The sequence below is a fragment of the Caulobacter sp. ErkDOM-C genome (assembly GCF_048541825.1).
Taxonomy (GTDB): Bacteria; Pseudomonadota; Alphaproteobacteria; order Caulobacterales; family Caulobacteraceae; genus Caulobacter.
Genome location: NZ_CP183332.1, coordinates 1,398,453 through 1,419,348, shown reverse-complemented (window position 1 = coordinate 1,419,348; position 20,896 = coordinate 1,398,453). Strand labels below are relative to the sequence as shown.

Genomic DNA, 20,896 nt, shown 5'->3' with positions numbered 1-20,896 from the left:
TTGATTCCGGGGCTGGCCGACTTGCCCCCTCCGCGCTGCGCGCTCCTCCCCCGTAGGGGGAAGATGAGAGCGTCTTCTCCCTACGGGGGAGGACGACCGCGAAGCGGTCAGGAGGGGGCGAGTCTTCTGGCTAGCAATCGTGCCCTGCCCCCAACGGCCGGCACCGCCCATCAATGTCCGCCGGCGGCTTCACGCCCGTCACCGCCGCGATGGTGGGGGCGATATCCACCGTGTCCAGCGGCAGGACGCGCTCGCGGGGCGCGCCGTCCTTCCACCAGAAGATGATCGGCACCCGGCGGTCATAGTCCCACGGGCTGCCATGGGTGGAGACATAGGTCGCGCCGGCCGTTGCTGGGACGAGGTCGGGCTTGAAGGCGATGACGATATCGCCCGAGCGGCCCGGATAGGCGCTGCGGCGCATGCGTTCGCGCACCGAGATCTCCTCGGGCGAGGTATCCAAAGGCTCGGGCGCTAGGGTCAGCAGGCTGTTGACGTCGAACGCCTCGACCACCTCGGGCTGGCGCGAGACCAGAGCCAGGGCGGCGGCGGTGATCCGCATATGCTCGACCGGCGGCAGGGCCTTCCTGTCGGGTCCGACGACATCGATGGTGTTGATGCCGCCATCGGCGACCAGTGGGTCGTAGGACAGGCCCAGGTCGGCGCGAAGCGTCTCGTTCAGCTTGGTCAGCCACGGCTTGGTGGCGATGCGGTCGGCATCATAGCCCTCTTCGCGCAGCCGCTCGGGCATGTCGGCGCCGCCGTGGTCGGCGGCCAGCGCCACCAGAACCCCGCCCTTGGCCTTGCCGACCCTGTCGAGGAACTCGCCCAGGCGGTCATCCAGACGGGCGATCTGGTCGCACATCTCCGGGCCGCGCGTACCGTAGCGGTGGCCGATATAGTCGGTGGCCGAGAGACTGACAGTCAGGACATCGACCTGGGGCCCGTCGCCCAGCCCGTAGGCGTCTCGCAACTGGGCCGCCAGGTCCAGGGTGACCTGATCGGTATAGGGACTCGAGCCCAGGTCACGCTGCTTGCCCGCCTCGTCACCCGCGACGGGGATCGGCAGGGCCGCGCGCCATGGGCGTCCGCCGGTCTGATAATCGGCCTCCAGGGCCTTGCAGCGCTTGGCCGAGCCGCCGGTCAGGGCGTCCATCGGGCTCTTGGCATAGTTCCAGACGAACGGGTGCTTCTTCAGGTCCGCCAGCATCTTGGCATTGAAGGCCGCGACGGGCTTCAGACGCGCCTCGGCGGTCTGGCCCGGCGGCACATAGGTGGTGAAGCCAAAGCCCGGCTGCAGCCAGAAGGCGCCGTCGGCCTTGTGACCCGCCATGGTGATCGCGCCACGATCCTTGCCCGAGACGCCGAACACCCGGCTGGTCGGGGAGACGGCCTTCAGCCAGTCGCCATAGGTGGTGGCGACCATGTTTTTCGGGCTGACCGGGCGGCCCTTGGCATCGTGGGCCAGGACGACGCTGTCGTCGCCCAGGCAATAGACCTGCTTGCCGAGGCCGGCGTCGTACCAGTCATTGGCGCTGATGCCGGTCTTGTTGGGGTGCTTGCCCGTCAGCAGGGTGGAGTGCCCCGGACAGGTCTCGGTCATGGCGTGCGACTGATAGCCGTTGGGATAGACCACGCCCTCGCGCGCCAGCTTGCCCAGGCCGCCGGTGAACTCGCCCCGATGCTGGGCGAACAGATTGGCGCTGAACTGGTCGATCGAGATCACCACCACCAGCCTGGGATCAGGTTTGGTGAGGGCGCGAGGCTGGGCCAGGACCGGACCACTGAGGGCGAGCGCGGCGCAGGCAAGCGCGCCGGACGTAAGCAGCTTATTCATCCCGGCTAAAAAGCCCGATCGCCTGCTCCGTGCAAGGAGGGACGCGGTCAGGAGCCCCGGAAAAGGCCGTCGGCGCGAAAAGCCGTCAGGCGACGCGGCCGACCACCGCATTACGGCCGGACGCCTTGGCTTCGTACACGCCCTCGTCAGCCCGCTTGAGCAGGGCCTCGGGAGTGTCGTGCTCGCCCAGGGTCGCCGAGACGCCGATCGAGATCGTCACGGTCAGCAGTTCCTTGCCCTGGGCCACCCGGAAGGGCGAGCCCGCCACGTGCATGCGGATGCGCTCGGCGATGCGCATGGCGTCTTCCAGCTGCGTATCGGGCATGATCACCGTGAACTCCTCGCCGCCATAGCGACAAGGCAGGTCGATGGCGCGGACATTGGAGGCCAGGCGCAGGGCGAACTCGCGCAGCACCTCGTCGCCGACGTCGTGGCCGAAGGTGTCGTTGATCTTCTTGAAGTGGTCGATGTCGATCAGCAGCGCCGCGACCGGGTCACCGCCGAGGGTCGAACGCTGGACCAGCGAGTCGAGCTGGCCGGTCATGTAGCGGCGGTTGTGCAGTCCCGTCAGCTGGTCGGTGACCGCCAGCTCCAGGCTGTGGTCGAGGTTGTTGCGCAGATAGTCGGTGTAGCGCTTGCGCTGGATCTGGGTCTTGACCCGGGCCGACAGCTCCTGCGGATCGATCGGGCGCGGCAGGATGTCGTTGACGCCGATTTCCAGCGCCTTGACCATCCGCTGACGCTCGTCGGGATCGACCATGGCCAGCACGGGCAGATGCCGGGTGCGCTCGGTCGACCGCAGCGAGGCGGCGAAGCGCAGGCCGTCGAAGCCCTTGGCGGCGGCGTTGATGATCACCAGGTCGACCGGCCCGCCGGCGCTGATCCGCGCCTTTTCCGGATCGGACTCGACCACGGGGCGGTGTTCGATGCTGAGCTCGGCGGCGATGCGCTGGGCCTGGCGTTCATTATCGTCGACGATCAGCACCCGGCCGCCCAGGCCATCGAGCCGCGAGGCGGCGCCGGCGATCACGCCCATGCGGCGGCCCGAGGCCTCGCGCTGGCGCAGTTCGTCGATGACCAGCTTCAGGCGGGTCAGGCTGCGCACGCGGGCAAACAGCATGACGTCGTCGATGGGCTTGGTGAGGAAGTCCGAGGCGCCCGCCTCCAGGCCCTGGATACGGTCGGCGCGACCGTCCAGCGCCGTAACCAGCACCACCGGAATGTGGCGGGTGATCGGGTCTTCCTTCAGGCGCTTGCAGACGGTGAAGCCATCCATGCCGGGCATCATCACGTCCAGCAGGATAATGTCGGGCAGATCATTGGCCGCCATCGCCAGCGCCGTGATGCCGTCGGACGCGGTGGAGACCTGATAATACTCGGCCGAAAGCTTGGCCTCGAGCAGGCGAACATTGGCTTCGATGTCGTCTACGACGAGGATTCGCGCGCTCATGCCGGGGTCTTCTCCAGCAGGCGCTTGATGGTGTCGAGGAAGTGGGCCACCGAGATCGGCTTGGAGATATAGGCCTCGCAGCCGCCCTCCCTGATCCGCTCCTCATCGCCCTTCATCGCGAAGGCCGTGACGGCCACCACGGGGATGTGCGCCAGATCCTCGTCCTCCTTGAGCCACTTGGTGACCTCGAGCCCCGAGATCTCCGGCAACTGGATGTCCATCAAGATAAGGTCTGGACGGTGCTCCCGGGCGATCGACAGCGCCTGCAGACCCTCGCGGGTCTGAAGGGTGTCGTAACCCTGGGCTTCGAGCAGATCATGAAAGAGCTTCATGTTCAGCTCATTATCCTCCACGATGAGGACCTTCTTCGTCATCCTGACCCCGACCATACGGTCCGTGGCGACGCCTGAGGGATTCGCGCCGCTTCTGATTTCCAGATCGCACGAATATCCTTAAGCCCGCGCTAATCGCGTTAACATCGGCCAATTGCAGATCATGGAACCCAGTTACGCCGACATTCAAGCCTGCACCATCGATCCCGGCGCGCCGCTGGTGATTGTCGATGTGGACGAGGTTCTGGCCCAGTTCATGCGCGGGTTCGGGTCGTTTATCGGCCGGCACGGCTTCGAGCTGCGTGTCGATCGCTTCGCCCTGTTCCAGAACATCTATCGCCCCGGCGAGACCGATCACCTCGACCTGATCGCCGGCAAGGTGCTGTTCGACGACTTTTTCCGCGACGGGGCCGATGACCTGATGCCCGCCGAGGGCGCGGCCGACGCCCTGGCCGATCTGTCGACCCGCGCCGGCGTAGTGATTCTGACCAACGCGCCCGAGCACGGCCGCCAGGCCCGCGCGCGCTGGCTCAAGACCCACGGCTTCGACTATCCGCTGGTGATCAACAGCGGTCCAAAGGGTCCTTCGGCGGCTCAACTGTCCAGCCGCACCTCGGGACCCTCGGTGTTTATCGACGACCTGCTGCCGCAACTCGAATCGGTCGCCGCCAGCGCGCCCGAGGTCACCCGCTTCCAGATGGTCAGCGACGAGCGGCTGCGACCCCTGGCGCCCAGCGCGCCGGACCGTCATGCCCGCATCGACCACTGGCCCCACCTGAAGACCGCGATCGAGGCGCGACTGTTTGCATGATCCGTTTCGGTGTTGATTTCGGCGGCACCAAGATCGAGGCCGCCGCCCTGGATGGCGACGGCCATTTCGTGGCCCGCGTCCGTAAGCCCAACCCCGGCAACTATGATGAGGCGCTCGAGGTTGTCGCCGACCTGCTGGCTGATGCCGAAACCATGGCCGGCGCCCAGGCGGCGCGGCTGGGCATGGGCATTCCCGGCTCGATCTCGCCGCGCACGGGCCTGATCCGCAACGCCAACAGCGTCTATCTGAACGGTCGCCCTTTCGAGCAGGACCTGGCCGCGCGGCTTGAACGCCCCGTGCGCCTGGCCAACGACGCCAACTGCCTGGCCCTGTCAGAAGCCGCCGATGGCGCGGGCGCCGGGCAAGGCGTGGTGTTCGCCGCGATCCTCGGCACCGGTTGCGGCGGCGGCGTGGTGGTCGACGGACGTATAATCGAGGGCCGCAACGGCATCGGCGGCGAGTGGGGCCACATGCCCCTGCCCTGGCCGAAGCCCGAGGAGTATCCCGGCCCGGCCTGCTGGTGCGGCCGCAAGGGCTGTCTGGAAACCTGGATCGCCGGCCCGGCCTTCGCCCGCGACGCCGGCCATCCGACCGGCCAGGCGGCTCTGGCCGCCATCGAGGCGGGCGACGCCGAAGCTCTGGCGGCGCTGGATCGCCACATCGACCGTCTGGGGCGCGCCCTGGCGGTCGTCTGCGACCTGATCGACCCCAATGTCATCGTACTGGGCGGCGGCCTGTCGAACATCGACGCCCTCTACGCGCGCCTGCCCGCCGCCATCGCGCCGCACGTGTTTTCCGACGCCTTCGAGACCCCGGTGCTCAAGGCCCGGCACGGCGACAGCTCTGGCGTCCGCGGCGCGGCCTGGCTGTGGCCGCCGGGCTGAGGGCAGGCCTGCATCAGGGGCTGGACGTCCAAACCGCCGCGCCAGGTCACCTGACATTCGGAGGGCCAGCACTGGGTGAACATGCCGACATTCGCGCCGATATCGAGCATGGTTCGCGGCGTGTAGCCCTGTAGTCGCAGGCGTTTAAAGAGTTCAAGGTCCACGAGGATCATCCGCGCAACGGGTGCGGTTCACTGAACGCCTCACCATCGATTCGCGATAGGTTCACCTTGCGTTTCGGGTTTCTGAAGAGCCACGCTTGAAGATGAAGGCGCTCTGCCGCGATTGTTTCTGGACCGGCGAGGACAGGCCCCGGCGCTGCCCGGCCTGCGGCTCGCCGCGCCTGGTCGTGCATGACGATCTGGGCGATCTGGCCATGGCGCACATGGACTGCGACGCCTTCTACGCTGCGGTGGAAAAGCGCGACCGGCCGGAACTGCGCGACCTTCCCGTGATCATTGGCGGCGGCAAGCGCGGTGTGGTGACCACCGCCTGCTATATCGCCCGCATGAGCGGCGCCCGCTCGGCCATGCCAATGTACAAGGCCCTGCAACTGTGTCCGCAGGCGGTCGTCATCAAGCCGGACTTCGCCAAGTACAAGGCCGCCAGCCGGGCGATCTTCAGCCGTGTGGAGGCCCTGACGCCGCTGGTCCAGCCCCTGTCGCTGGACGAGGCCTGGATGGACCTGTCGGGCACCGAGCGGCTGCACGGCGCCCCGCCCGCCCTGGTGCTGGCCCGCCTGCAGGCCGAGATCGAGCGCGAGGTGGGCCTGACGGTCTCGATCGGCCTGGCCCCCAACAAGTTCCTGGCCAAGATCGCCTCGGAACTGGACAAGCCGCGCGGGTTCTCGGTGATCGGCGCGACAGAGGCCCGGACCTTCCTGGCCAGCAAGCCCGTTTCGATCCTGCCCGGCGTCGGCCCCGCCACGGTCACGGCCCTGGCCGCCGAGGGTTTTCGCACGGTGGGCGACATCGCCGCAGCCGACCTCAAGCATCTGGCCGCGACCCTGGGCTCAAGCGGTCTGCGCCTGCATCGCCTGGCCCAGGGCCAGGACTCGCGCCTGGTCGACCCCGATCAGGTCCGAAAGACCATCAGCGCCGAGACCACCTTCAATGACGATCTGTTCAAGGCCGACGATCTCGAGGACGAACTGTGGCCCCTGTGCGAGCGGGTCGCCCGGCAGGCGCGGGCCGAGGGCGTGGCCGGACGCGTGGCGACGCTGAAGCTGCGCACACCCGACTTCAAGGTCCACACCCGCCGTCGCACCCTGGCGGTGCCGACCCAAACGGCGCGCACCCTGTTCCAGGTGGCCCGCGAACTGCTGGCGGGTGAGCCCCGCGGAACCTATTACCGCCTGATCGGGGCCGGCCTGACCGAGTTCGTCCCGGCCGAGGGCGCGGCCGACGACTTCTTCGCCGGCGACGAGCGGCTGACCCTGAAGACGGAAAAGACCATCGACGTGCTGCGCGGTAAATTCGGCGCCGGCGCGGTGATGACGGGACGCGCGCTCAAGAGCCGCTGACGGTTGCCCACGCCCTGCGTTGCGCTATCAAGGATCGGCGTTATTCAGGAGCCAGCATGTCATCCCCGCCCATTCATGTGCTCGCGCTGCTGGCGACGCTGGCCCTGACCCCGATCGCCGCCGCCCAGACCGCCCCAACATCCACGCCCGGAGCCCCTGCCATGACCCGTCACGCCAAGGGCCCCTTCGACGTGAAGATGACGCCACAAGACCAGGACGTCGGCGAAGGCTCGACCCTGGGCCGCATGTCGCTGGACAAGATCTTCCACGGCGATCTGGAAGCGACGGGCAAGGGCCAGATGCTGACTGCGGGCGCAGACACGCCCGGTTCGGCAGCCTATGTGGCCATCGAACGCGTAACCGGAACGCTGCACGGTAAGGCCGGCAGCTTCGCCCTGGTCCATCGGGGGGTCATGCGCGGCGCCGAACGTACGCTCAGCGTGGAAATCGTGCCCGACTCCGGCGGCGGCGCGCTGAAGGGCATTGCGGGAAGCCTGGCCATCGAGATCGTCGACGGCAAGCACCTCTATGATCTGCAATACACCCTGCCCGTCCACTAGCGGTCCGGGCGCTCGGCGCTAGCCAAGCCCCCCTTGCGCGACACGCTGTCGCTCACCATTTCGGCTCCTCGCCCAGGAAACCGTCGTCGCACGGCTTCTGTTCTCCCAATCGTGAAGCCATTTTACAGGGCGCCCCTGTGTTAAAGCGGCGCAGCGGCGCGTCGGCCCCTTCCAAAGCCCGCGCGTTTCCATATCTAATCCTAACAAGGTGGGTGGTTCGGCCCGCCGGGAGAAAACGGTCAATGGCCGAGCGGAAGCAAGGCGGACAGAATAACGGATCTGGATCTTCGGTCATCACTGAGGTGAAGCCGAAGACACAGAAGCCTTCGCTCTATCGAGTACTGATTCTGAACGACGACTACACGCCAATGGAATTTGTCGTGTACGTCCTCGAACGGTTCTTCAATAAGTCGCGTGAAGACGCGACCCGGATTATGCTGCTCGTTCATCAACACGGTGTTGGTGTGTGTGGCGTCTATACTTACGAAGTTGCTGAAACGAAGGTTGCGCAGGTCATCGACTCGGCGCGTCGTCATCAGCATCCCCTGCAGTGCACCATGGAAAAAGACTGAGGAGCCTCCCCCCTTGCCCTCGTTTTCTCGCCCTCTCGAAGAATCCCTCCACCGCGCCGTGGCCTACGCCAACCAGCGTAAGCACGAGTACGCCACCCTGGAGCACTTGCTCCTGTCCCTAACCGACGACGACGACGCGGCCGGCGTAATGCGCGCCTGCGACGTCGATCTGATCGCCCTGAAAAAGAGCCTGGCCAACTATCTTGACGTCGAACTGGCCTCGCTGGTCGTTGACGATGAAGAAGACGCCAAGCCGACCGCCGGCTTCCAGCGCGTGATCCAGCGCGCCGTAATCCACGTGCAGTCATCGGGCCGCGAGGAAGTCACCGGCGCCAATGTGCTGGTGGCCATCTTCTCGGAACGCGAAAGCCACGCCGCCTACTTCCTGCAGGAGCAGGACATGACCCGCTATGACGCGGTGAACTTCATCGCCCATGGCATCGCCAAGAAGGCCGGCGCGTCCGAGCCCAAGGCCGTGAAGGGCGCCAACAACAGCACGACGGAAGACGACGCCGAAAAGCCCAACACCAAGACCGGTGGCGAGGCGCTGGAAGCCTATTGCGTCGACCTCAACGAGAAAGCCCGCCAGGGCAAGGTCGATCCTCTGATCGGCCGCGCCACCGAGGTGGAACGCACGATCCAGATCCTGTGCCGTCGCACCAAGAATAATCCGCTGCTGGTGGGCGAACCCGGTGTCGGCAAGACCGCCATTGCCGAAGGCCTGGCCCGCAAGATCATCACCAACCAGGTTCCCGAGGTCCTGGCCGGCGCCACCATCTTCTCGCTCGACATGGGCGCGCTGCTGGCCGGCACCCGCTATCGCGGCGACTTCGAGGAACGCGTCAAGCAGGTGGTCAAGGAACTCGAGAACCACCCCAACGCGGTGCTGTTCATCGACGAGATTCACACCGTGATCGGCGCTGGCGCGACCAGTGGCGGGGCGATGGACGCTTCGAACCTGCTGAAGCCCGCTTTGGCGTCAGGCAGCCTGCGCTGCATGGGCTCGACCACCTACAAGGAGTTCCGTCAGCACTTCGAGAAGGATCGGGCCCTGGTCCGCCGCTTCCAGAAGATCGACGTCAACGAGCCGACCATCGAAGACACCATCAAGATCCTCAAGGGTATCAAGACCTACTACGAGGACTTCCATAAGCTGAAATACACCAACGAGGCCATCAAGGTGGCCGTCGAGCTGTCGGCCAAATACATCACTGATCGCAAGCTGCCCGACAAGGCGATCGACGTGATCGACGAAGCCGGCGCCGGCCAGATGCTGCTGCCCGAGAGCCGTCGCAAGAAGGTTCTGGGCGTCAAGGAGATCGAAGCCGTCGTGGCCAAGATCGCCCGTATCCCGCCCAAATCCGTCTCCAAGTCGGACACCGAGGCGCTCAAGGAGCTGGAAACGGATCTGAAGCGTGCGGTGTTTGGCCAGGACGATGCGATCGCGCAACTGTCCTCGGCCATGAAGCTGGCCCGCGCCGGTCTGCGCGACGCCGACAAGCCGATCGGCTCGTTCCTGTTCAGCGGCCCCACGGGCGTTGGCAAGACCGAGGCCGCCAAGCAACTGGCCCAGACGCTTGGCATCGAGATGATCCGCTTCGACATGTCCGAGTACATGGAGCGCCATACCGTGAGCCGCCTGATCGGCGCTCCTCCCGGCTATGTCGGCTATGATCAGGGCGGCCAGCTGACCGACGCCGTCGATCAGCACCCGCACGCGGTCGTGCTGCTCGACGAGATCGAGAAGGCCCACCAGGACGTCTACAACATCCTGCTGCAGGTCATGGACCACGGCGTGCTGACCGACAGCAACGGCAAGAAGGTCGACTTCAGGAACGTCATCCTGATCATGACCACCAATGCCGGCGCATCGGACGCCCAGCGCCAGTCGATCGGTTTTGGCCGCGACAAGGTTCTGGGCGAGGAAGAGGCCGCCCTCAAGCGCCTGTTCACGCCGGAATTCCGCAACCGTCTCGACGCGGTGGTGGCCTTCAAGCCGCTGACGCCCGAGATCATCCGGATGGTCGTGCAGAAGTTCGTCATGCAGATGGAGGCCCAGCTGGCCGACCGGAACGTGACGATCGAGCTGACCGACGACGCGGCCGACTGGCTGGCCAAGAACGGCTTCGACGAGCTCTACGGCGCCCGTCCGCTAGGCCGGGTCATCCAGGAGCACATCAAGAAGCCCCTGGCCGACGACATCCTGTTTGGACGCCTCGTTCGCGGCGGGCACGTCAAGATCATCCTCAAGGACAGCAAGATCGACTTCGAGATCGAGAGCACGCCGGAGAAACCCGGCAAAGGCTCAGCGGCGACCGAGAGCGAGGCCGAACCGGCCCTCGTCGAATAGATCCAAGACCATCGAGAGGCCCGGAGCGATCCGGGCCTCTTTTGGTTTGCGGCGGGGAAAACTTTACAACCCCCTCAAATCGATAAAGTCTCTGGATGAAGTGAAGAAAAAGGATACCGGGTGCAAACGCCAGTGCGCGGCCTGTTCCGTCCTGCACAGACGGCGCGGCCAGCTTGGTGGCCGTTGGCCTTCTTCGCCGCCTATGTGATCATCGCCGCAACGGCCTACGCCATGACCTTGGGCGCCGGCGGTCTGGCGGTTCTCTGGATCAACAACGGCGTGCTGGCTGCGGCGCTTCTGTTGCTTCCGCGCGGCACGGCAATCCCCCTGGCGCTGGTCTGCACGCTGGTCGACTTTCTGGCCGCCCTGCTAACCGGCAGCGCGCCCAGCCAGGCCGCCCTGATTGCCAGTTTCGACCTCACCGAGTCGGTGGCCGCCGCCTTCCTGATCCGCCAGGTCGGTGGCGCAGGCCTGGACATTCAGCACTTCAGCAGACTTTGGCGCGTGGCCCTGCTGGCCGTGCTGCCGACCACGCTGATCATGGGCAGCCTGGGCGCGACGCTGCTCACGAGGCTCATCGGCGGTGATTTCGTGTCCATCTGGATCGCCTGGGTCGGGGGCGATTTCCTGGGGATGATGATCGGCGCGCCGGCAGTGCTGCTGCTGACCAGAATGCGGCGATACACGACGCCCGAGATCCTCAAGGGCGCGGCGCCGATGCATCTGGTGGCTGCCGCCCTGATCGTGGCGGCGATGCTGTTCCACTTCCTGCCCGCCGCGCCGCTCTTCCTCAGCTTTCCCCTGCTGCTGGCTGTTCTGCTGCGGCTGGATCCGCCGCGGGCCGTCCTGGCCATCGCCGGTTTCGCTTTCCTGACAGCTGCCAGCACCACCATGGGCCATGGCCCGATCGCGGCCCAGTACGAAGACATCTCCAGCCGGATTCTGGCCTTGCAGACCTATCTGGCCGCGATTCAGTTCTGTGCCCTGGCGATCATCAGCGTGATGTCGGAGCGAACGCGGGCCCAGAACGGGTTGAGCCGCGCCCTCTCGGCCGCCCGCGCAGCCCGCCGCGAAGCCGAGGCCGCCGCCATCGCCAAGAGCCGGTTCCTGGCGGTGATGAGCCACGAGATGCGCACGCCGCTGAACGGCATCAGCGGCCATGTGCAGTTGCTCGGCGCCAAGCGCGCTCTTCCCAAATCCACGCGTGAGCCGCTGGCGGCTATCCAGGCGTCTTGCGGCGTCCTGGTCTCGCTGATTGACGACGTGCTCGACTATTCCAGCGTCGGGGACGGACAGCGGCAGCGGCAGCTGAACCTGGCGCCCGTCTCGATCCCGACCCTCGTCGAGCGCGTCGCGGCCCTGATCCCGCCACTGCTTGGCGACCGGCCGATCGACCTGCGGGTCGAGATCAGCGCCCCGGCCGAGCCCCTGCACAGCGCCGACGAAAATCGCCTGACTCAGATCCTGTTCAAGCTGCTCAGCAACGCCGCCAAGTTCACCCAGCGCGGTCACATCACCCTGTCGGTCGCAATCAAGTCCAGCGATGTCGAGGGCGTGGACGACGTGACCTTCTGCGCGGCCGATACGGGCATGGGGATCGCGCCGGACGATCTTCCGCTGTTGTTCCGGCCGTTCTCCCAGATTGATAGTACCCCGACCCGCAAGTTCTCCGGCGCAGGCCTGGGCTTGGCCATCTCGCGCGCCCTGGTGGAAATGATGGGCGGCAGCCTGACCGTCGAAAGCACGGTCGGCCTGGGGTCCCGCTTCACCTTCAGCCTGCCGATGACGCGCGTTGACGCCCTGGCGCCAGCCCAGGCGGCGCCGGCCCCGCCCCTGGATCTTCGCCTGCTTGTTGTGGACGACCACCCCATGAACCGGCAGATCGCCAGCCAGATGCTGGAGGCGGCAGGGTTCAAGGTCGATACGGCCGAGAACGGCGAGGACGCCGTGCAGCGCGCCGGTCAGGCCGTGTATCACGCCATCTTCATGGACCTGCACATGCCGGTCATGGACGGACTGACGGCCTGTCGCCTGATCAAGGCCCTGGGCGGCGCTGTCGGGCGGACGCCGATCATCGCCATGACCGCCGCCACCTCGAAGGACGACATCGCCGCATGCCTGGCGGCCGGAATGGTGGACCACATCGCCAAGCCGATCCAGTTGATGACCCTGATCACCGCAGCCACCAACGCCGTGCCGAACAGGGCGGCCTAGCGCCCTTTCCGACCTCATGACTTCATCGGGGTCGGGCAAAAAGGGCTCGAGGCAGGATGGGCAACCGTGGCACTTCAAGCCTGTGCAGTGACGGCTCTATCGCAAATGAAACTCGCCGACGGATTTGAGCAGGGTCAAGGCCCTCTCCTCGTCCAGACTTTCGGGTGCGAAAAACGCCAAGCCGACGGATTTCAGCGCACCGGCGTCGTCAAGTCCCAGATGGCGGCAGGCCATGTTCCAGTCGCGGAACATGCGCTTCTCTCCAGTCCGTCTGGCGATCACTGTCATATCGCAGTGGCGCGTATCCGAAGCCACACGCGCGAAGGTCTGCTCGACCTCGCCAGCAGGCCCCTCCAAAACTTGCAGAAAGCGATCTGCACCGATCACCAGCAAGCCGGAGATGTCGGAAACGCGATTGTTCTGGATCGACTTGGCGACGATCGCGGTAGCCATATCGCTGGAAACCGCGCCGCCACTGGCGCGACTGGCGTAGATCAATCTTACCAGACCGCGCGGGTGGTCCTCGAACTCGATCATAGGGTGAAGCTCCATCGCCAGGAGCCGATGGAGTCACAGAAAAGTTTTCGGGTCTATAACGCCGCCGCGATCGTCTCGGCCAGCACCTTGAGCTCCTCAACATCGGCCATGCCCTCGCCATGCCGGCCCATCGCCTCGCCCTCGTAGCGGGGGATGACGTGGAAATGCAGGTGAAACACGGTCTGGCCGGCCGGCGCGCCGTTGAACTGGGTGACGATGACGCCGTCGGGCTTGAGCGCGGCGGTGACGGCGGCGGCGGCCCTCTGGGTGGCGCCGATCAGGCGGCCCAGGGTCTTGGCCTCGGCGTCCAGCAGGTTGCGGGCCTTGCTGGTCTTGGAGATCACCAGCATGTGGCCGCGCGCCTGCGGGAACACGTCCATGAAGGCCAGGACCTGATCGTCCTCGAACACCTTCACGGCCGGCATCTCTCCCCGGATGATCTTGGCGAAGATGTTGTCGGGGTCGTAGGTTCCGTGAAGGCTCATGGCCGTCTCCTCATGCGAGGGGTGTCGTAGCAAACCACGGGTGGCGCGCAAGCATGACGACCAAGTCTCAGGGCCTAACCGAGCAGCAGGAGAAATGGTTCGCCTCGATCCGGGCCAATCTGCAGCGGGAAACCGGCAAAACCCTCCAGGAATGGGTCGAGATCGTTCGCCGCGACTGCCATGAGAGCAAACCCGGCAAGCGGGTGGCCTGGCTGAAGGCGCACCACGGCCTGGGGGTGAATCGCAGCGCCCACATCCTGGGCGAGGCCTTCCCGTCGGAAATGGGCTGGGACGATCCCGACAAGCTGCGCGAAGCGTTATGGACGGGCCAGACCTCAACCGAGATCCTGCTGGCCGTCGAGGCGGCCGTCGCCGATTTCGACGGCCTGGTCACCGGCCAGCGCAAGACCTTCACCGCCTGGTCGCGCAAGCTTCAGTTCGCGGCGCTCAAGCCGGCCAAGGGCGGCGGCGCGGTGCTGGGCCTGGCGGTGACGCCCGACGCCAGCCCTCGCCTGCTGGAGCCCCGCAATGAGGGCTGGTCGGAGCGTCTCAGGGCCAAACTTCCCCTGGGCGCGCCTGCCGACCTTGATGATGACCTGAAGGCTTTGCTGAAGGCGGCATGGGAGCGATCTTGAGGGAACGTCAGGCTCTCCTTCTTCGTTGGTGTCCAAAATGGAGGACGCTATGTCGAAAGAAGCCGATCTCGCCGCCAAGTTCTGGAAAGCCCTGAAGTCGGACCGAACCGTGATGCTGGGCCTTCCCGGCGATCCGGAGGGCAAAGGCCAGCCCATGACCGTTCAGTTCGAGGGCGACCAGAGCGGACCGCTCTGGGTCTTCACTACGGATGACAACGACCTTGTCCAGTCCATCGGCGGAAGCGAACGCGATGGTCTGATCCAGTTCGTTTCAAAGGGTCATGAGGTGTTCGCGACGGTCGAGGGCCGGATCACGGTCGATACCGACCCCGCCACGGTCGAGCGCCTGTGGAACCCGTTCGTGGCCGCCTGGTATGAGGGCAAGGGCGACCCCAAGCTGCGCCTGCTGCGCTTCGATCTTGGCAACGCCCAGATCTGGCTGAGCGAGCACAGCCTGTTCGCGGGCATGAAGATGCTACTCGGGGCCGATCCCAAGGCAGAATACAAGGACAAGGTCGCCGAGGTGAACCTGTCCTGAACCCGCAAGCCTACGCGTCAGGGCTTTCGATCCGCAGGGTTGCGCCTTCCAGGCGGCCATCCGTCCCGAAGTTTGCGTAAAATTGATGTAGACCGTGGGGCCCGCTGGCGCAGACGTTGTGGAGGAAAATCCCCACGTCGTCTGCGCCACGCTTGAGCGTCTTGCCCGCCCCGCGCTCGAATTTGGCTAGGGCGACCGCCAAAGCCGCCAAGAGCGGCGCCGGTTCGCCCCTACGGTCTCACCGGCCATCAACATCCTTGAACGGCGAATATTCCTCGCTCAGCATCTGCATGTCGCTGACCACCGCCTCGCGCTCGCGGTCCAGGTAGTCGGCAACGGGCTTGCGCAACATCGGGTCGGCGATCCAATGCGCCGAATAGACGGCGCTGGGCAGGTAGCCGCGGGCGATCTTGTGCTGGCCCTGGGCGCCGGCCTCGACGCGCGGCAGGCCAAGCCGGATCGCATGTTCGATGGCCTGATAGTAGCAGAGCTCGAAATGCAGGAACGGCACGTCCTCAGAGCAGCCCCAGTGGCGGCCATAAAGACAGTCGCGGCCCAGCAGATTCAGCGCCCCGGCGATCCACGGGCCGCCGGGTCGCCGCGCCATCAGGAGAATCACCTTGTCGGCCATCCGCTGGCCCAGCAGCGAATAGAACGCCCGGTTCAGATAGGGCCGGCCCCACTTTCGGCTGCCGGTGTCCATGTAGAAGCCGAAGAAGGCGTCCCAGTGCGCTTCGGTCAGCTCATCGCCGGTCAGGGCCACGATCTCCATCCCGTCCTGGGCGTCGCGGCGCTCGCGGCGGATGGTCTTGCGGCGGTTGGACGACAGCTTGGCCAGGAAATCCTCGAAGGTGGCGTAGCCGGCGTTTTCCCAATGATATTGCTGGTCCTGGCGCAGCAACAGGCCGCGCTGACCCATCCATGCCCATTCGTCAGCGTTGGGGAAGGTCACATGCAGCGACGAGGCGTCCATGCGCTGGCACAGGGTCAGCGCTCCGCCCAGCAGGGCCGAGCGCCCCTCGTCAGCGTCGATATCGGGCCGCACGATCAGCCGCGACCCGGTCACGGGCGAGAACGGCGAAGAACACTGGAGCTTTGGGTAATACCGCCCCCCTGCCCGCTCATAGGCGTCGGCCCAGGCATGGTCGAACACGTATTCGCCTTGGCTGTGGGACTTCAGATACAGCGGCATCACGCCGGCTACGCCGCCGGCGTCGTCCTCGACTGACAGGTGCTGCGGGGCCCAGCCGGTGCGCGCGGCGACGCAGCCACTTTCCTCCAGGATCGACAGGAAGTCGTAGCTGACGAACGGATCGCCGGTCGGCGCGGCGCAGGCGTCCCATGCCTCGCGCCCGATTTCGGCGATCTCGCGATGGACGCGAACCGCCGCCTTGACCGACGTCACGCCGCAAAGCCCTCAAAGATCAGGTTGTCGCAATGGTCGCTGACAGCGTCCCACTGCTCGGGCGACCGCACCGTCCAGGCCACGACCGGCATGCCCTTGGCGCGATAGAGATCGGCGCGGGCGCTGGGCAGCATGTCCAGGCCAAGCGCCAGAAAGTCTGGTCGGGCGATCTCGACCTGCTCCAGCGCGGCCAGCGACCTGCGAACCTCCGGCGCCAGCTTGCGAGCGCTGTCGTCGTTCCAGGCGTAGGAGTTCAAACCGCGCAGGATCTGCGGATGATGGTCGGCGAACCAGGCGTGAGAATAGGGATTAAAGCCGATCACGGCCGTGGGGCCATTGTGATCGATCAGGATCTCGGAGACCCGCTTTTCAAGCTCGCCCACTTCGCCGAACGGAGTCTTCAACTCGATATAGACCATGGCCCGGTGACCGATCAGGGTCAGGGTGTCGGCTAGGGTGGGGATGGTCTCGTCGCTTTCGCAAAGCGCCATGGTGCCAAGGTCAGCGGCAGTGTGGTCGCGCAGACGCCCCGCCCTGCCGGTCAGGCGGTCCAGACGATCGTCATGGAAGACCACCGCCTCGCCATCGGCCGTCAGCTGGACGTCGAGCTCGATCGCATAGCCGCCGGCGCAGGCGGCCTGGAAGGCGGCCAGCGAGTTCTCGGGCGCGCCGCCGGGCGTCCACAAGCCGCGGTGAGCGATGGCGGGCTCGAACAGGCGCTCCCAGGCCTCGCCAAACACCTCGGTCGACGGACGCTCAGGCGGACGCATCAGGCGATCTCCACCACCGCATCGACCTCAACCGCAAAGCCCAGCGGCAGGCGATAGACACCGACCGCCGAGCGGGCGTGGCGACCAGCGTCGCCCAGCACCTCGACCATCAGGTCCGAGCAGCCATTGACCACCTTGGGAATGTCGATGAAGTCGGGGCCGACCTGGACAAAACCACCCAGCTTGACCACTCGCACCACCCTGTCGAGGTCGCCGTCGCAAGCGGCCTTCATCTGGGCCAGCAGATTGATCCCGCACAGGCGCGCGGCCTTCTGGGCGGTTTCCAGATCGACGTCGACGCCGACCGTGCCCCTGATGCCGCCCGAAGCATCCAGCGAGATCTGGCCCGAAATGTGGACCAGGTTTCCCGACCGTACGAACGGCACATAGTTGGCGACAGGGGCCACGGGCTGCGGCAGCACGACGCCAAGCTCGCTCAAACGCTCATCGATCTTCGACATCACGCACTCCATTCACGAGCCGCAATGCTTAACGCCGCACAGGGCGGGCACAAGAAAAAAGGCCCGAACCGTCGCCGGTTCGGGCCTTCAATCTTGTCTGTCGGAATCGCGCGGGGCGCGAACCCGAGGTCGCCTTAGCGGGCGGCCTGGAACTTTTCGACAGCGGCGCTGGCGCGCTCGTTCAGGGGCTTCATCGAGTCCTTGATCGAAGCCGAGACGATCTCCGAAGCCTTGCTCATCTGGGCGATGTAGGCTTCCAGGGCCGACTTGGCCCAGGTCGTCTGCAGTTCCATGGCTTCCTGGACGCTCTTGGCGCCGGCCAGCGACTTCACAGCGGCGACCTGATCTTCGGCGGCCTTCTTGGAGTAGGCGAAGGTCTCGGCGCCCAGGGCTTCAGCGCCCTTGGTGGCGGCGGTCACCGAAGCGACCACGGCTTCGAGGTTCTTCTTGGAGACGGTGTTGGCTTCAGCCAGAGCAGCCAGAGACTTTTCCACGCCGTCCTTGAACGCTTGGTTCGAGGCGGTGCTGAACTGTTCGGCGGTCTTCTTCATCGTTTCGGCAGCGGCCATGGGGAGTCTCCTGGCAAATGGCGGGGCATGGCGAAGCTGAGCGAGCAGCCCCATGCGCTTGGGACAACACTGATTTGCCATGCTGCACTGCAGCAGTCAAGAAAATTGTGCAGCGCACCATAACCTAGCGTCATGCTGAAGCTCGGCCGCAACGCGCACGTTTTTTTCGCACTCGCGACAACATCGCTCACCGGTTGTTTACTTTGGCTAAAGGCGGGTCAGTTCATGCTAGGGTCACGCGTGTGGCGGTGCGGAACCGCTCAGTTCAAATCTTATGACGGACGCTCATTTATGTTCGCCAAGCTTCGCTCCGCTCGCTCCCTCTTCGCCGCCGCCGGCGTCGCGCTGTTGTGCCTGGCCGGTATGGCGCCGACCACCGTCGCCGCGCAGATCCCCTATTTGCAGCTGAACGCCGCTGAGCCGAAATATGCGTCCATCGTAATCGACGCCAATTCTGGCGAAGTCCTTTATGACAAAAGGGCGGACAGCCCGCGTTACCCCGCTTCGGTGACCAAGGTCATGACGCTGTATCTGACCTTCGAGGCGCTCAGCGAAGGCCGGCTAAAGCCCACCGACCGCATCATCATGTCGCCCCGAGCCGCCGCCCAGGCGCCGACCAAGCTGGGCCTGCCCGCCGGCGACAGCTTGACCGTGGACGAAGCGATTCGCGCCATGACCGTGAAATCGGCCAATGATGTCGCCGTGGCCGTGGCGGAAAAGCTGGCCGGCAGCGAGGCTCGTTTCGCGGCGCTGATGACTTTGCGCGGTCAGGAACTGGGCATGCGCAATACGCGGTTCGTGAATGCCTCGGGCCTGCCCGACAGCCGCCAGATCAGCACGGCCCGCGATCTGGCCATCCTGTCGCGCGCCACGATGCGCGACTTTCCGCAGTACTACAGCTATTTCAGCGTCCGGTCGTTTGCGTTCCGGGGCAATACGATCCGCGGCCACAACCGCCTGCTCGACAGCATGGACGGCTTTGACGGCCTGAAGACCGGCTATACCAACGCTTCGGGCTTCAACCTCGCCGGCTCGGCCGTGCGCGATGGCCGCCGCCTGATCGCCGTGGTTCTGGGGGGGTCATCGACCGCCTGGCGCGACAACAACATGGAAGACCTGCTGCTGACCGGCTTCGAGGTTCTCAAGCGTCGCGCTCACGGCGACCGCACCACCATTGCCGCCAACCTGTATGAGACCGAGCCCAACGGCCCGATCATGCGGCCCTCGATCGAACAGGGCGACGGCGAGCAATCAGGCCTGAAGATCGTGCTGTCCGATACGCCGCGCGCACAGCCCGTAAAGGTCTCGCCCACACTCAAGGCCGCCAAGACCGCCCAAAAGCCAAAGGGCGAATGGGCCGTTCAGGTCGGCTCCTTCAAGTCCAAAGGCTTGGCCAGCAAGCAACTGACCTTGGTGCGCGGCCGCTTCGCCAAGTTCGTGGCCGACGCCGAGGGCGCGGTCGAAGGCGCGGCCGGCGGCGCATTCCGAGCCCAGTTCCAGGGCCTGACGGCCGAGGCCGCGCGCAGCACATGCGCGGCGATTACCGCCAAGCGTCAGCCCTGCATGGTGCTTGCGCCGCGCTGATCTCGGCTAAGACAAGACATCGGATCGAGCCCGGAGCGCCCAGCGCACGGGCTCTTTTCTTGACCGCTAGGGCTTCAACAACCGATCTCGCGCCGCGTTTAGCTGGGCCGCCAGTCCGGCCGTGCCGCCCTTGTCAGGGTGGGCCAGACGGATCAGGCGAGCATGGGCAGAGCGGATTTCCCCAGCGGTGGCGTCCGGACCGACGCCAAGGATCGAGCGGGCTTCGGTGAGGGTCGGCCCGGACACTGCTGGTGCAGAGGCCTTGCGTGTGGCAGGCCGCCGACGCGCCTCGGAGGCGGTCCACAGGCCGACAATGCCCAGGACGATGCCTGTGCCCCAACCGCCGCGAATGGTGGTGTAGGCCGCGCTCGCGAAGGCGGCCAGGGCGACGACGCCAGCGCCGACGCGCCAGCCGTCCCCTTTCAGAAACGGCTTTCTGCTACCCCAGAACACCAGGGCCAACACGATGCCGCCAAGCAACAGATAGATCATCGCGATTCCGCACGCGCTCAGGCTGCCCCCGAGGGGCCCCTACTGAGCGGCGAGCAGAGTTTCTCCGGAATAGGCCGAAAGACCAAGCGAATGCATCAGAGCGCGCAGTTCCTGGCGCGCGGCCAGATGCTGCAGCGACACCGGCACCGGGCGAACCTGGGGTGACAGGTCGGCGATGGTCAGGCCGAAGGGGAACAGCTCGCGATAGATCACGCGGTCGCGCAGACCGGGGCCCATCCGGAAACCGACCCGCTTGGCCAGCGACGTCAGGCGGTCTTCCAGACGCTTGCGGTTGCGCGCCTCGGTGGTCGCCAGGCGGTTGCGCAGCACCACCCAGTCCAGCGCCTGACGCTGACCGCTCATGGCGCGCGCCTTGCGGGCCTCCCAGACCGACTGCGAATAGAGGCTGGGCGTGGTCAGCTCCATGGTCACCGGATCGACGTGGCCCAGCATGTCGAAGTCGACAAAGCTGTCGTTCATCGGGGTGACGATCAGATCGGCCCGACTGTGAGCCAGGCGCGAGATCGCGGTATCACCACCAGGGGTGTCGATCAGAACGAAATCGGCCTCTTCCAGGCCCCGGGCGAAGGCGATCTCGAAGCGTTCGACCTGCTCGCTCTCGGGCGCGGCGGCCAGGGCAATGTCGTCCTCGCTAAGCCGCAGTTGGATGGGCTCGGGCAGAGGCAGCTTCTTGTTTTCCAGCCAGGCGCGGCGGTTCTCGAAGAAGCGCATGGAGGTGCACTGACGCAGGTCCAGGTCGATCACCGCCACCTTGACGCCGCCGTAAAGCAGGGCCGTCACGAGATGCACGGCGATAGTGGACTTGCCCGCCCCGCCCTTTTCGTTGCCGACCACGATCACGCGCGTCTCAGCCATGTGCTCGCTCCTTCA

At 65.8% G+C, this 20,896-nt stretch carries 21 protein-coding genes; 10 read left to right on the top strand and 11 right to left on the bottom strand.

Annotated features, from left to right (window positions below; all coding sequences use genetic code 11):
- Positions 1-130 precede the first annotated feature (130 nt).
- The 3 genes from ACN2C8_RS06940 to ACN2C8_RS06930 form a co-directional block, all read right to left on the bottom strand.
- A complete protein-coding gene (locus tag ACN2C8_RS06940) occupies positions 131-1,834 on the bottom strand; it encodes an alkaline phosphatase family protein (protein ID WP_419255112.1) in 1,704 nt (567 codons plus the stop codon).
- Between the two features lie 85 nt (positions 1,835-1,919).
- Positions 1,920-3,284, bottom strand: a complete 1,365-nt coding sequence (locus ACN2C8_RS06935) for a PleD family two-component system response regulator (protein ID WP_419255111.1) — start codon at positions 3,282-3,284, stop codon at positions 1,920-1,922.
- A complete protein-coding gene (locus ACN2C8_RS06930) occupies positions 3,281-3,658 on the bottom strand; it encodes a response regulator (protein ID WP_419255110.1) in 378 nt (125 codons plus the stop codon). Before ACN2C8_RS06930 ends, ACN2C8_RS06935 begins: the two co-directional genes overlap by 4 nt.
- A 121-nt stretch (positions 3,659-3,779) precedes the next feature.
- Between ACN2C8_RS06930 and ACN2C8_RS06925 the strand changes: the two genes are divergently transcribed.
- The 7 genes from ACN2C8_RS06925 to ACN2C8_RS06895 all read left to right on the top strand — a co-directional run bounded on the left by ACN2C8_RS06925 (position 3,780) and on the right by ACN2C8_RS06895 (position 12,529).
- Positions 3,780-4,427 (top strand): hypothetical protein, encoded by a 648-nt coding sequence (locus ACN2C8_RS06925; RefSeq protein WP_419255109.1) that lies wholly within the window; start codon positions 3,780-3,782, stop codon positions 4,425-4,427.
- The gene (locus tag ACN2C8_RS06920; RefSeq protein ID WP_419255108.1) at positions 4,424-5,311 is read left to right on the top strand and encodes an ROK family protein; all 888 of its coding nucleotides are present in this window, start codon (positions 4,424-4,426) and stop codon (positions 5,309-5,311) included. Before ACN2C8_RS06925 ends, ACN2C8_RS06920 begins: the two co-directional genes overlap by 4 nt.
- A 265-nt stretch (positions 5,312-5,576) precedes the next feature.
- A complete protein-coding gene (locus ACN2C8_RS06915; protein ID WP_419255831.1) occupies positions 5,577-6,833 on the top strand; it encodes a DNA polymerase IV in 1,257 nt (418 codons plus the stop codon).
- A gap of 56 nt (positions 6,834-6,889) precedes the next feature.
- The gene (locus ACN2C8_RS06910; protein ID WP_419255107.1) at positions 6,890-7,393 is read left to right on the top strand and encodes a DUF3224 domain-containing protein; all 504 of its coding nucleotides are present in this window, start codon (positions 6,890-6,892) and stop codon (positions 7,391-7,393) included.
- Positions 7,394-7,635: 242 nt separating this feature from the next.
- Positions 7,636-7,965, top strand: a complete 330-nt coding sequence (gene clpS / locus ACN2C8_RS06905) for an ATP-dependent Clp protease adapter ClpS (RefSeq protein WP_419255106.1) — start codon at positions 7,636-7,638, stop codon at positions 7,963-7,965.
- 13 nt (positions 7,966-7,978) lie between these two features.
- Complete coding sequence (clpA, locus tag ACN2C8_RS06900; protein WP_419255105.1) at positions 7,979-10,315, top strand: ATP-dependent Clp protease ATP-binding subunit ClpA; 2,337 nt, start codon at positions 7,979-7,981, stop codon at positions 10,313-10,315.
- A 120-nt stretch (positions 10,316-10,435) separates the two neighbouring features.
- Positions 10,436-12,529, top strand: a complete 2,094-nt coding sequence (locus ACN2C8_RS06895) for a response regulator (RefSeq protein ID WP_419255104.1) — start codon at positions 10,436-10,438, stop codon at positions 12,527-12,529.
- Positions 12,530-12,625: 96 nt separating this feature from the next.
- On the opposite strand, the gene ACN2C8_RS06890 is transcribed toward ACN2C8_RS06895, so the two are convergent.
- A complete protein-coding gene (locus ACN2C8_RS06890; protein ID WP_419255103.1) occupies positions 12,626-13,066 on the bottom strand; it encodes a BLUF domain-containing protein in 441 nt (146 codons plus the stop codon).
- Positions 13,067-13,119: 53 nt separating this feature from the next.
- Complete coding sequence (locus tag ACN2C8_RS06885; protein ID WP_419255102.1) at positions 13,120-13,551, bottom strand: HIT domain-containing protein; 432 nt, start codon at positions 13,549-13,551, stop codon at positions 13,120-13,122.
- Positions 13,552-13,604: 53 nt separating this feature from the next.
- Between ACN2C8_RS06885 and ACN2C8_RS06880 the strand changes: the two genes are divergently transcribed.
- Positions 13,605-14,186, top strand: a complete 582-nt coding sequence (locus ACN2C8_RS06880) for a DUF4287 domain-containing protein (protein WP_419255101.1) — start codon at positions 13,605-13,607, stop codon at positions 14,184-14,186.
- 49 nt (positions 14,187-14,235) lie between these two features.
- Positions 14,236-14,724 carry a pyridoxamine 5'-phosphate oxidase family protein gene (locus tag ACN2C8_RS06875; RefSeq protein ID WP_419255100.1) on the top strand — a complete coding sequence of 163 codons (489 nt, stop codon included), beginning with the start codon at positions 14,236-14,238 and terminating at the stop codon, positions 14,722-14,724.
- Positions 14,725-14,962: 238 nt separating this feature from the next.
- Here ACN2C8_RS06875 and ACN2C8_RS06870 read toward each other — a convergent pair whose 3' ends face one another.
- The 4 genes from ACN2C8_RS06870 to ACN2C8_RS06855 form a co-directional block, all read right to left on the bottom strand.
- Positions 14,963-16,129 (bottom strand): GNAT family N-acetyltransferase, encoded by a 1,167-nt coding sequence (locus ACN2C8_RS06870; protein ID WP_419255099.1) that lies wholly within the window; start codon positions 16,127-16,129, stop codon positions 14,963-14,965.
- Positions 16,126-16,899: a glycerophosphodiester phosphodiesterase gene (locus tag ACN2C8_RS06865; protein WP_419255098.1), complete on the bottom strand. Its 774-nt coding sequence runs from the start codon at positions 16,897-16,899 to the stop codon at positions 16,126-16,128. The genes ACN2C8_RS06870 and ACN2C8_RS06865 overlap by 4 nt, the downstream gene beginning before the upstream one ends.
- A complete protein-coding gene (locus ACN2C8_RS06860; RefSeq protein WP_419255097.1) occupies positions 16,899-17,360 on the bottom strand; it encodes a RidA family protein in 462 nt (153 codons plus the stop codon). Before ACN2C8_RS06860 ends, ACN2C8_RS06865 begins: the two co-directional genes overlap by 1 nt.
- 134 nt (positions 17,361-17,494) lie before the next feature.
- Positions 17,495-17,929, bottom strand: coding sequence for a phasin family protein (locus tag ACN2C8_RS06855; RefSeq protein ID WP_419255096.1), 435 nt, complete (start codon positions 17,927-17,929; stop codon positions 17,495-17,497).
- Positions 17,930-18,220: 291 nt separating this feature from the next.
- Here ACN2C8_RS06855 and ACN2C8_RS06850 point away from each other — a divergent pair, with 291 nt between their 5' ends.
- Positions 18,221-19,513: a D-alanyl-D-alanine carboxypeptidase family protein gene (locus ACN2C8_RS06850; RefSeq protein ID WP_419255095.1), complete on the top strand. Its 1,293-nt coding sequence runs from the start codon at positions 18,221-18,223 to the stop codon at positions 19,511-19,513.
- A 66-nt stretch (positions 19,514-19,579) separates the two neighbouring features.
- On the opposite strand, the gene ACN2C8_RS06845 is transcribed toward ACN2C8_RS06850, so the two are convergent.
- Together ACN2C8_RS06845 and ACN2C8_RS06840 are read right to left on the bottom strand one after the other, a co-directional pair.
- Entirely contained in the window at positions 19,580-20,005 is a 426-nt protein-coding gene (locus ACN2C8_RS06845) for a J domain-containing protein (protein WP_419255094.1), read from the bottom strand.
- Between the two features lie 39 nt (positions 20,006-20,044).
- Positions 20,045-20,881 carry a division plane positioning ATPase MipZ gene (locus ACN2C8_RS06840; RefSeq protein ID WP_419255093.1) on the bottom strand — a complete coding sequence of 279 codons (837 nt, stop codon included), beginning with the start codon at positions 20,879-20,881 and terminating at the stop codon, positions 20,045-20,047.
- Between the last annotated feature and the right edge of the window lie 15 nt (positions 20,882-20,896).

Bases quoted from the DNA above. Each gene is read 5' to 3' on its own strand.
- ACN2C8_RS06940 (WP_419255112.1), bottom strand. From the start codon at position 1,834: ATGAATAAGCTGCTTACGTCCGGCGCGCTTGCCTGCGCCGCGCTCGCC.
- ACN2C8_RS06935 (WP_419255111.1), bottom strand. From the start codon at position 3,284: ATGAGCGCGCGAATCCTCGTCGTAGACGACATCGAAGCCAATGTTCGC.
- ACN2C8_RS06930 (WP_419255110.1), bottom strand. From the start codon at position 3,658: ATGACGAAGAAGGTCCTCATCGTGGAGGATAATGAGCTGAACATGAAG.
- ACN2C8_RS06925 (WP_419255109.1), top strand. From the start codon at position 3,780: ATGGAACCCAGTTACGCCGACATTCAAGCCTGCACCATCGATCCCGGC.
- ACN2C8_RS06920 (WP_419255108.1), top strand. From the start codon at position 4,424: ATGATCCGTTTCGGTGTTGATTTCGGCGGCACCAAGATCGAGGCCGCC.
- ACN2C8_RS06915 (WP_419255831.1), top strand. From the start codon at position 5,577: ATGAAGGCGCTCTGCCGCGATTGTTTCTGGACCGGCGAGGACAGGCCC.
- ACN2C8_RS06910 (WP_419255107.1), top strand. From the start codon at position 6,890: ATGTCATCCCCGCCCATTCATGTGCTCGCGCTGCTGGCGACGCTGGCC.
- clpS (WP_419255106.1), top strand. From the start codon at position 7,636: ATGGCCGAGCGGAAGCAAGGCGGACAGAATAACGGATCTGGATCTTCG.
- ACN2C8_RS06890 (WP_419255103.1), bottom strand. From the start codon at position 13,066: ATGATCGAGTTCGAGGACCACCCGCGCGGTCTGGTAAGATTGATCTAC.
- ACN2C8_RS06885 (WP_419255102.1), bottom strand. From the start codon at position 13,551: ATGAGCCTTCACGGAACCTACGACCCCGACAACATCTTCGCCAAGATC.
- ACN2C8_RS06880 (WP_419255101.1), top strand. From the start codon at position 13,605: ATGACGACCAAGTCTCAGGGCCTAACCGAGCAGCAGGAGAAATGGTTC.
- ACN2C8_RS06875 (WP_419255100.1), top strand. From the start codon at position 14,236: ATGTCGAAAGAAGCCGATCTCGCCGCCAAGTTCTGGAAAGCCCTGAAG.
- ACN2C8_RS06865 (WP_419255098.1), bottom strand. From the start codon at position 16,899: ATGCGTCCGCCTGAGCGTCCGTCGACCGAGGTGTTTGGCGAGGCCTGG.
- ACN2C8_RS06860 (WP_419255097.1), bottom strand. From the start codon at position 17,360: ATGTCGAAGATCGATGAGCGTTTGAGCGAGCTTGGCGTCGTGCTGCCG.
- ACN2C8_RS06855 (WP_419255096.1), bottom strand. From the start codon at position 17,929: ATGGCCGCTGCCGAAACGATGAAGAAGACCGCCGAACAGTTCAGCACC.
- ACN2C8_RS06850 (WP_419255095.1), top strand. From the start codon at position 18,221: ATGTTCGCCAAGCTTCGCTCCGCTCGCTCCCTCTTCGCCGCCGCCGGC.
- ACN2C8_RS06845 (WP_419255094.1), bottom strand. From the start codon at position 20,005: ATGATCTATCTGTTGCTTGGCGGCATCGTGTTGGCCCTGGTGTTCTGG.
- ACN2C8_RS06840 (WP_419255093.1), bottom strand. From the start codon at position 20,881: ATGGCTGAGACGCGCGTGATCGTGGTCGGCAACGAAAAGGGCGGGGCG.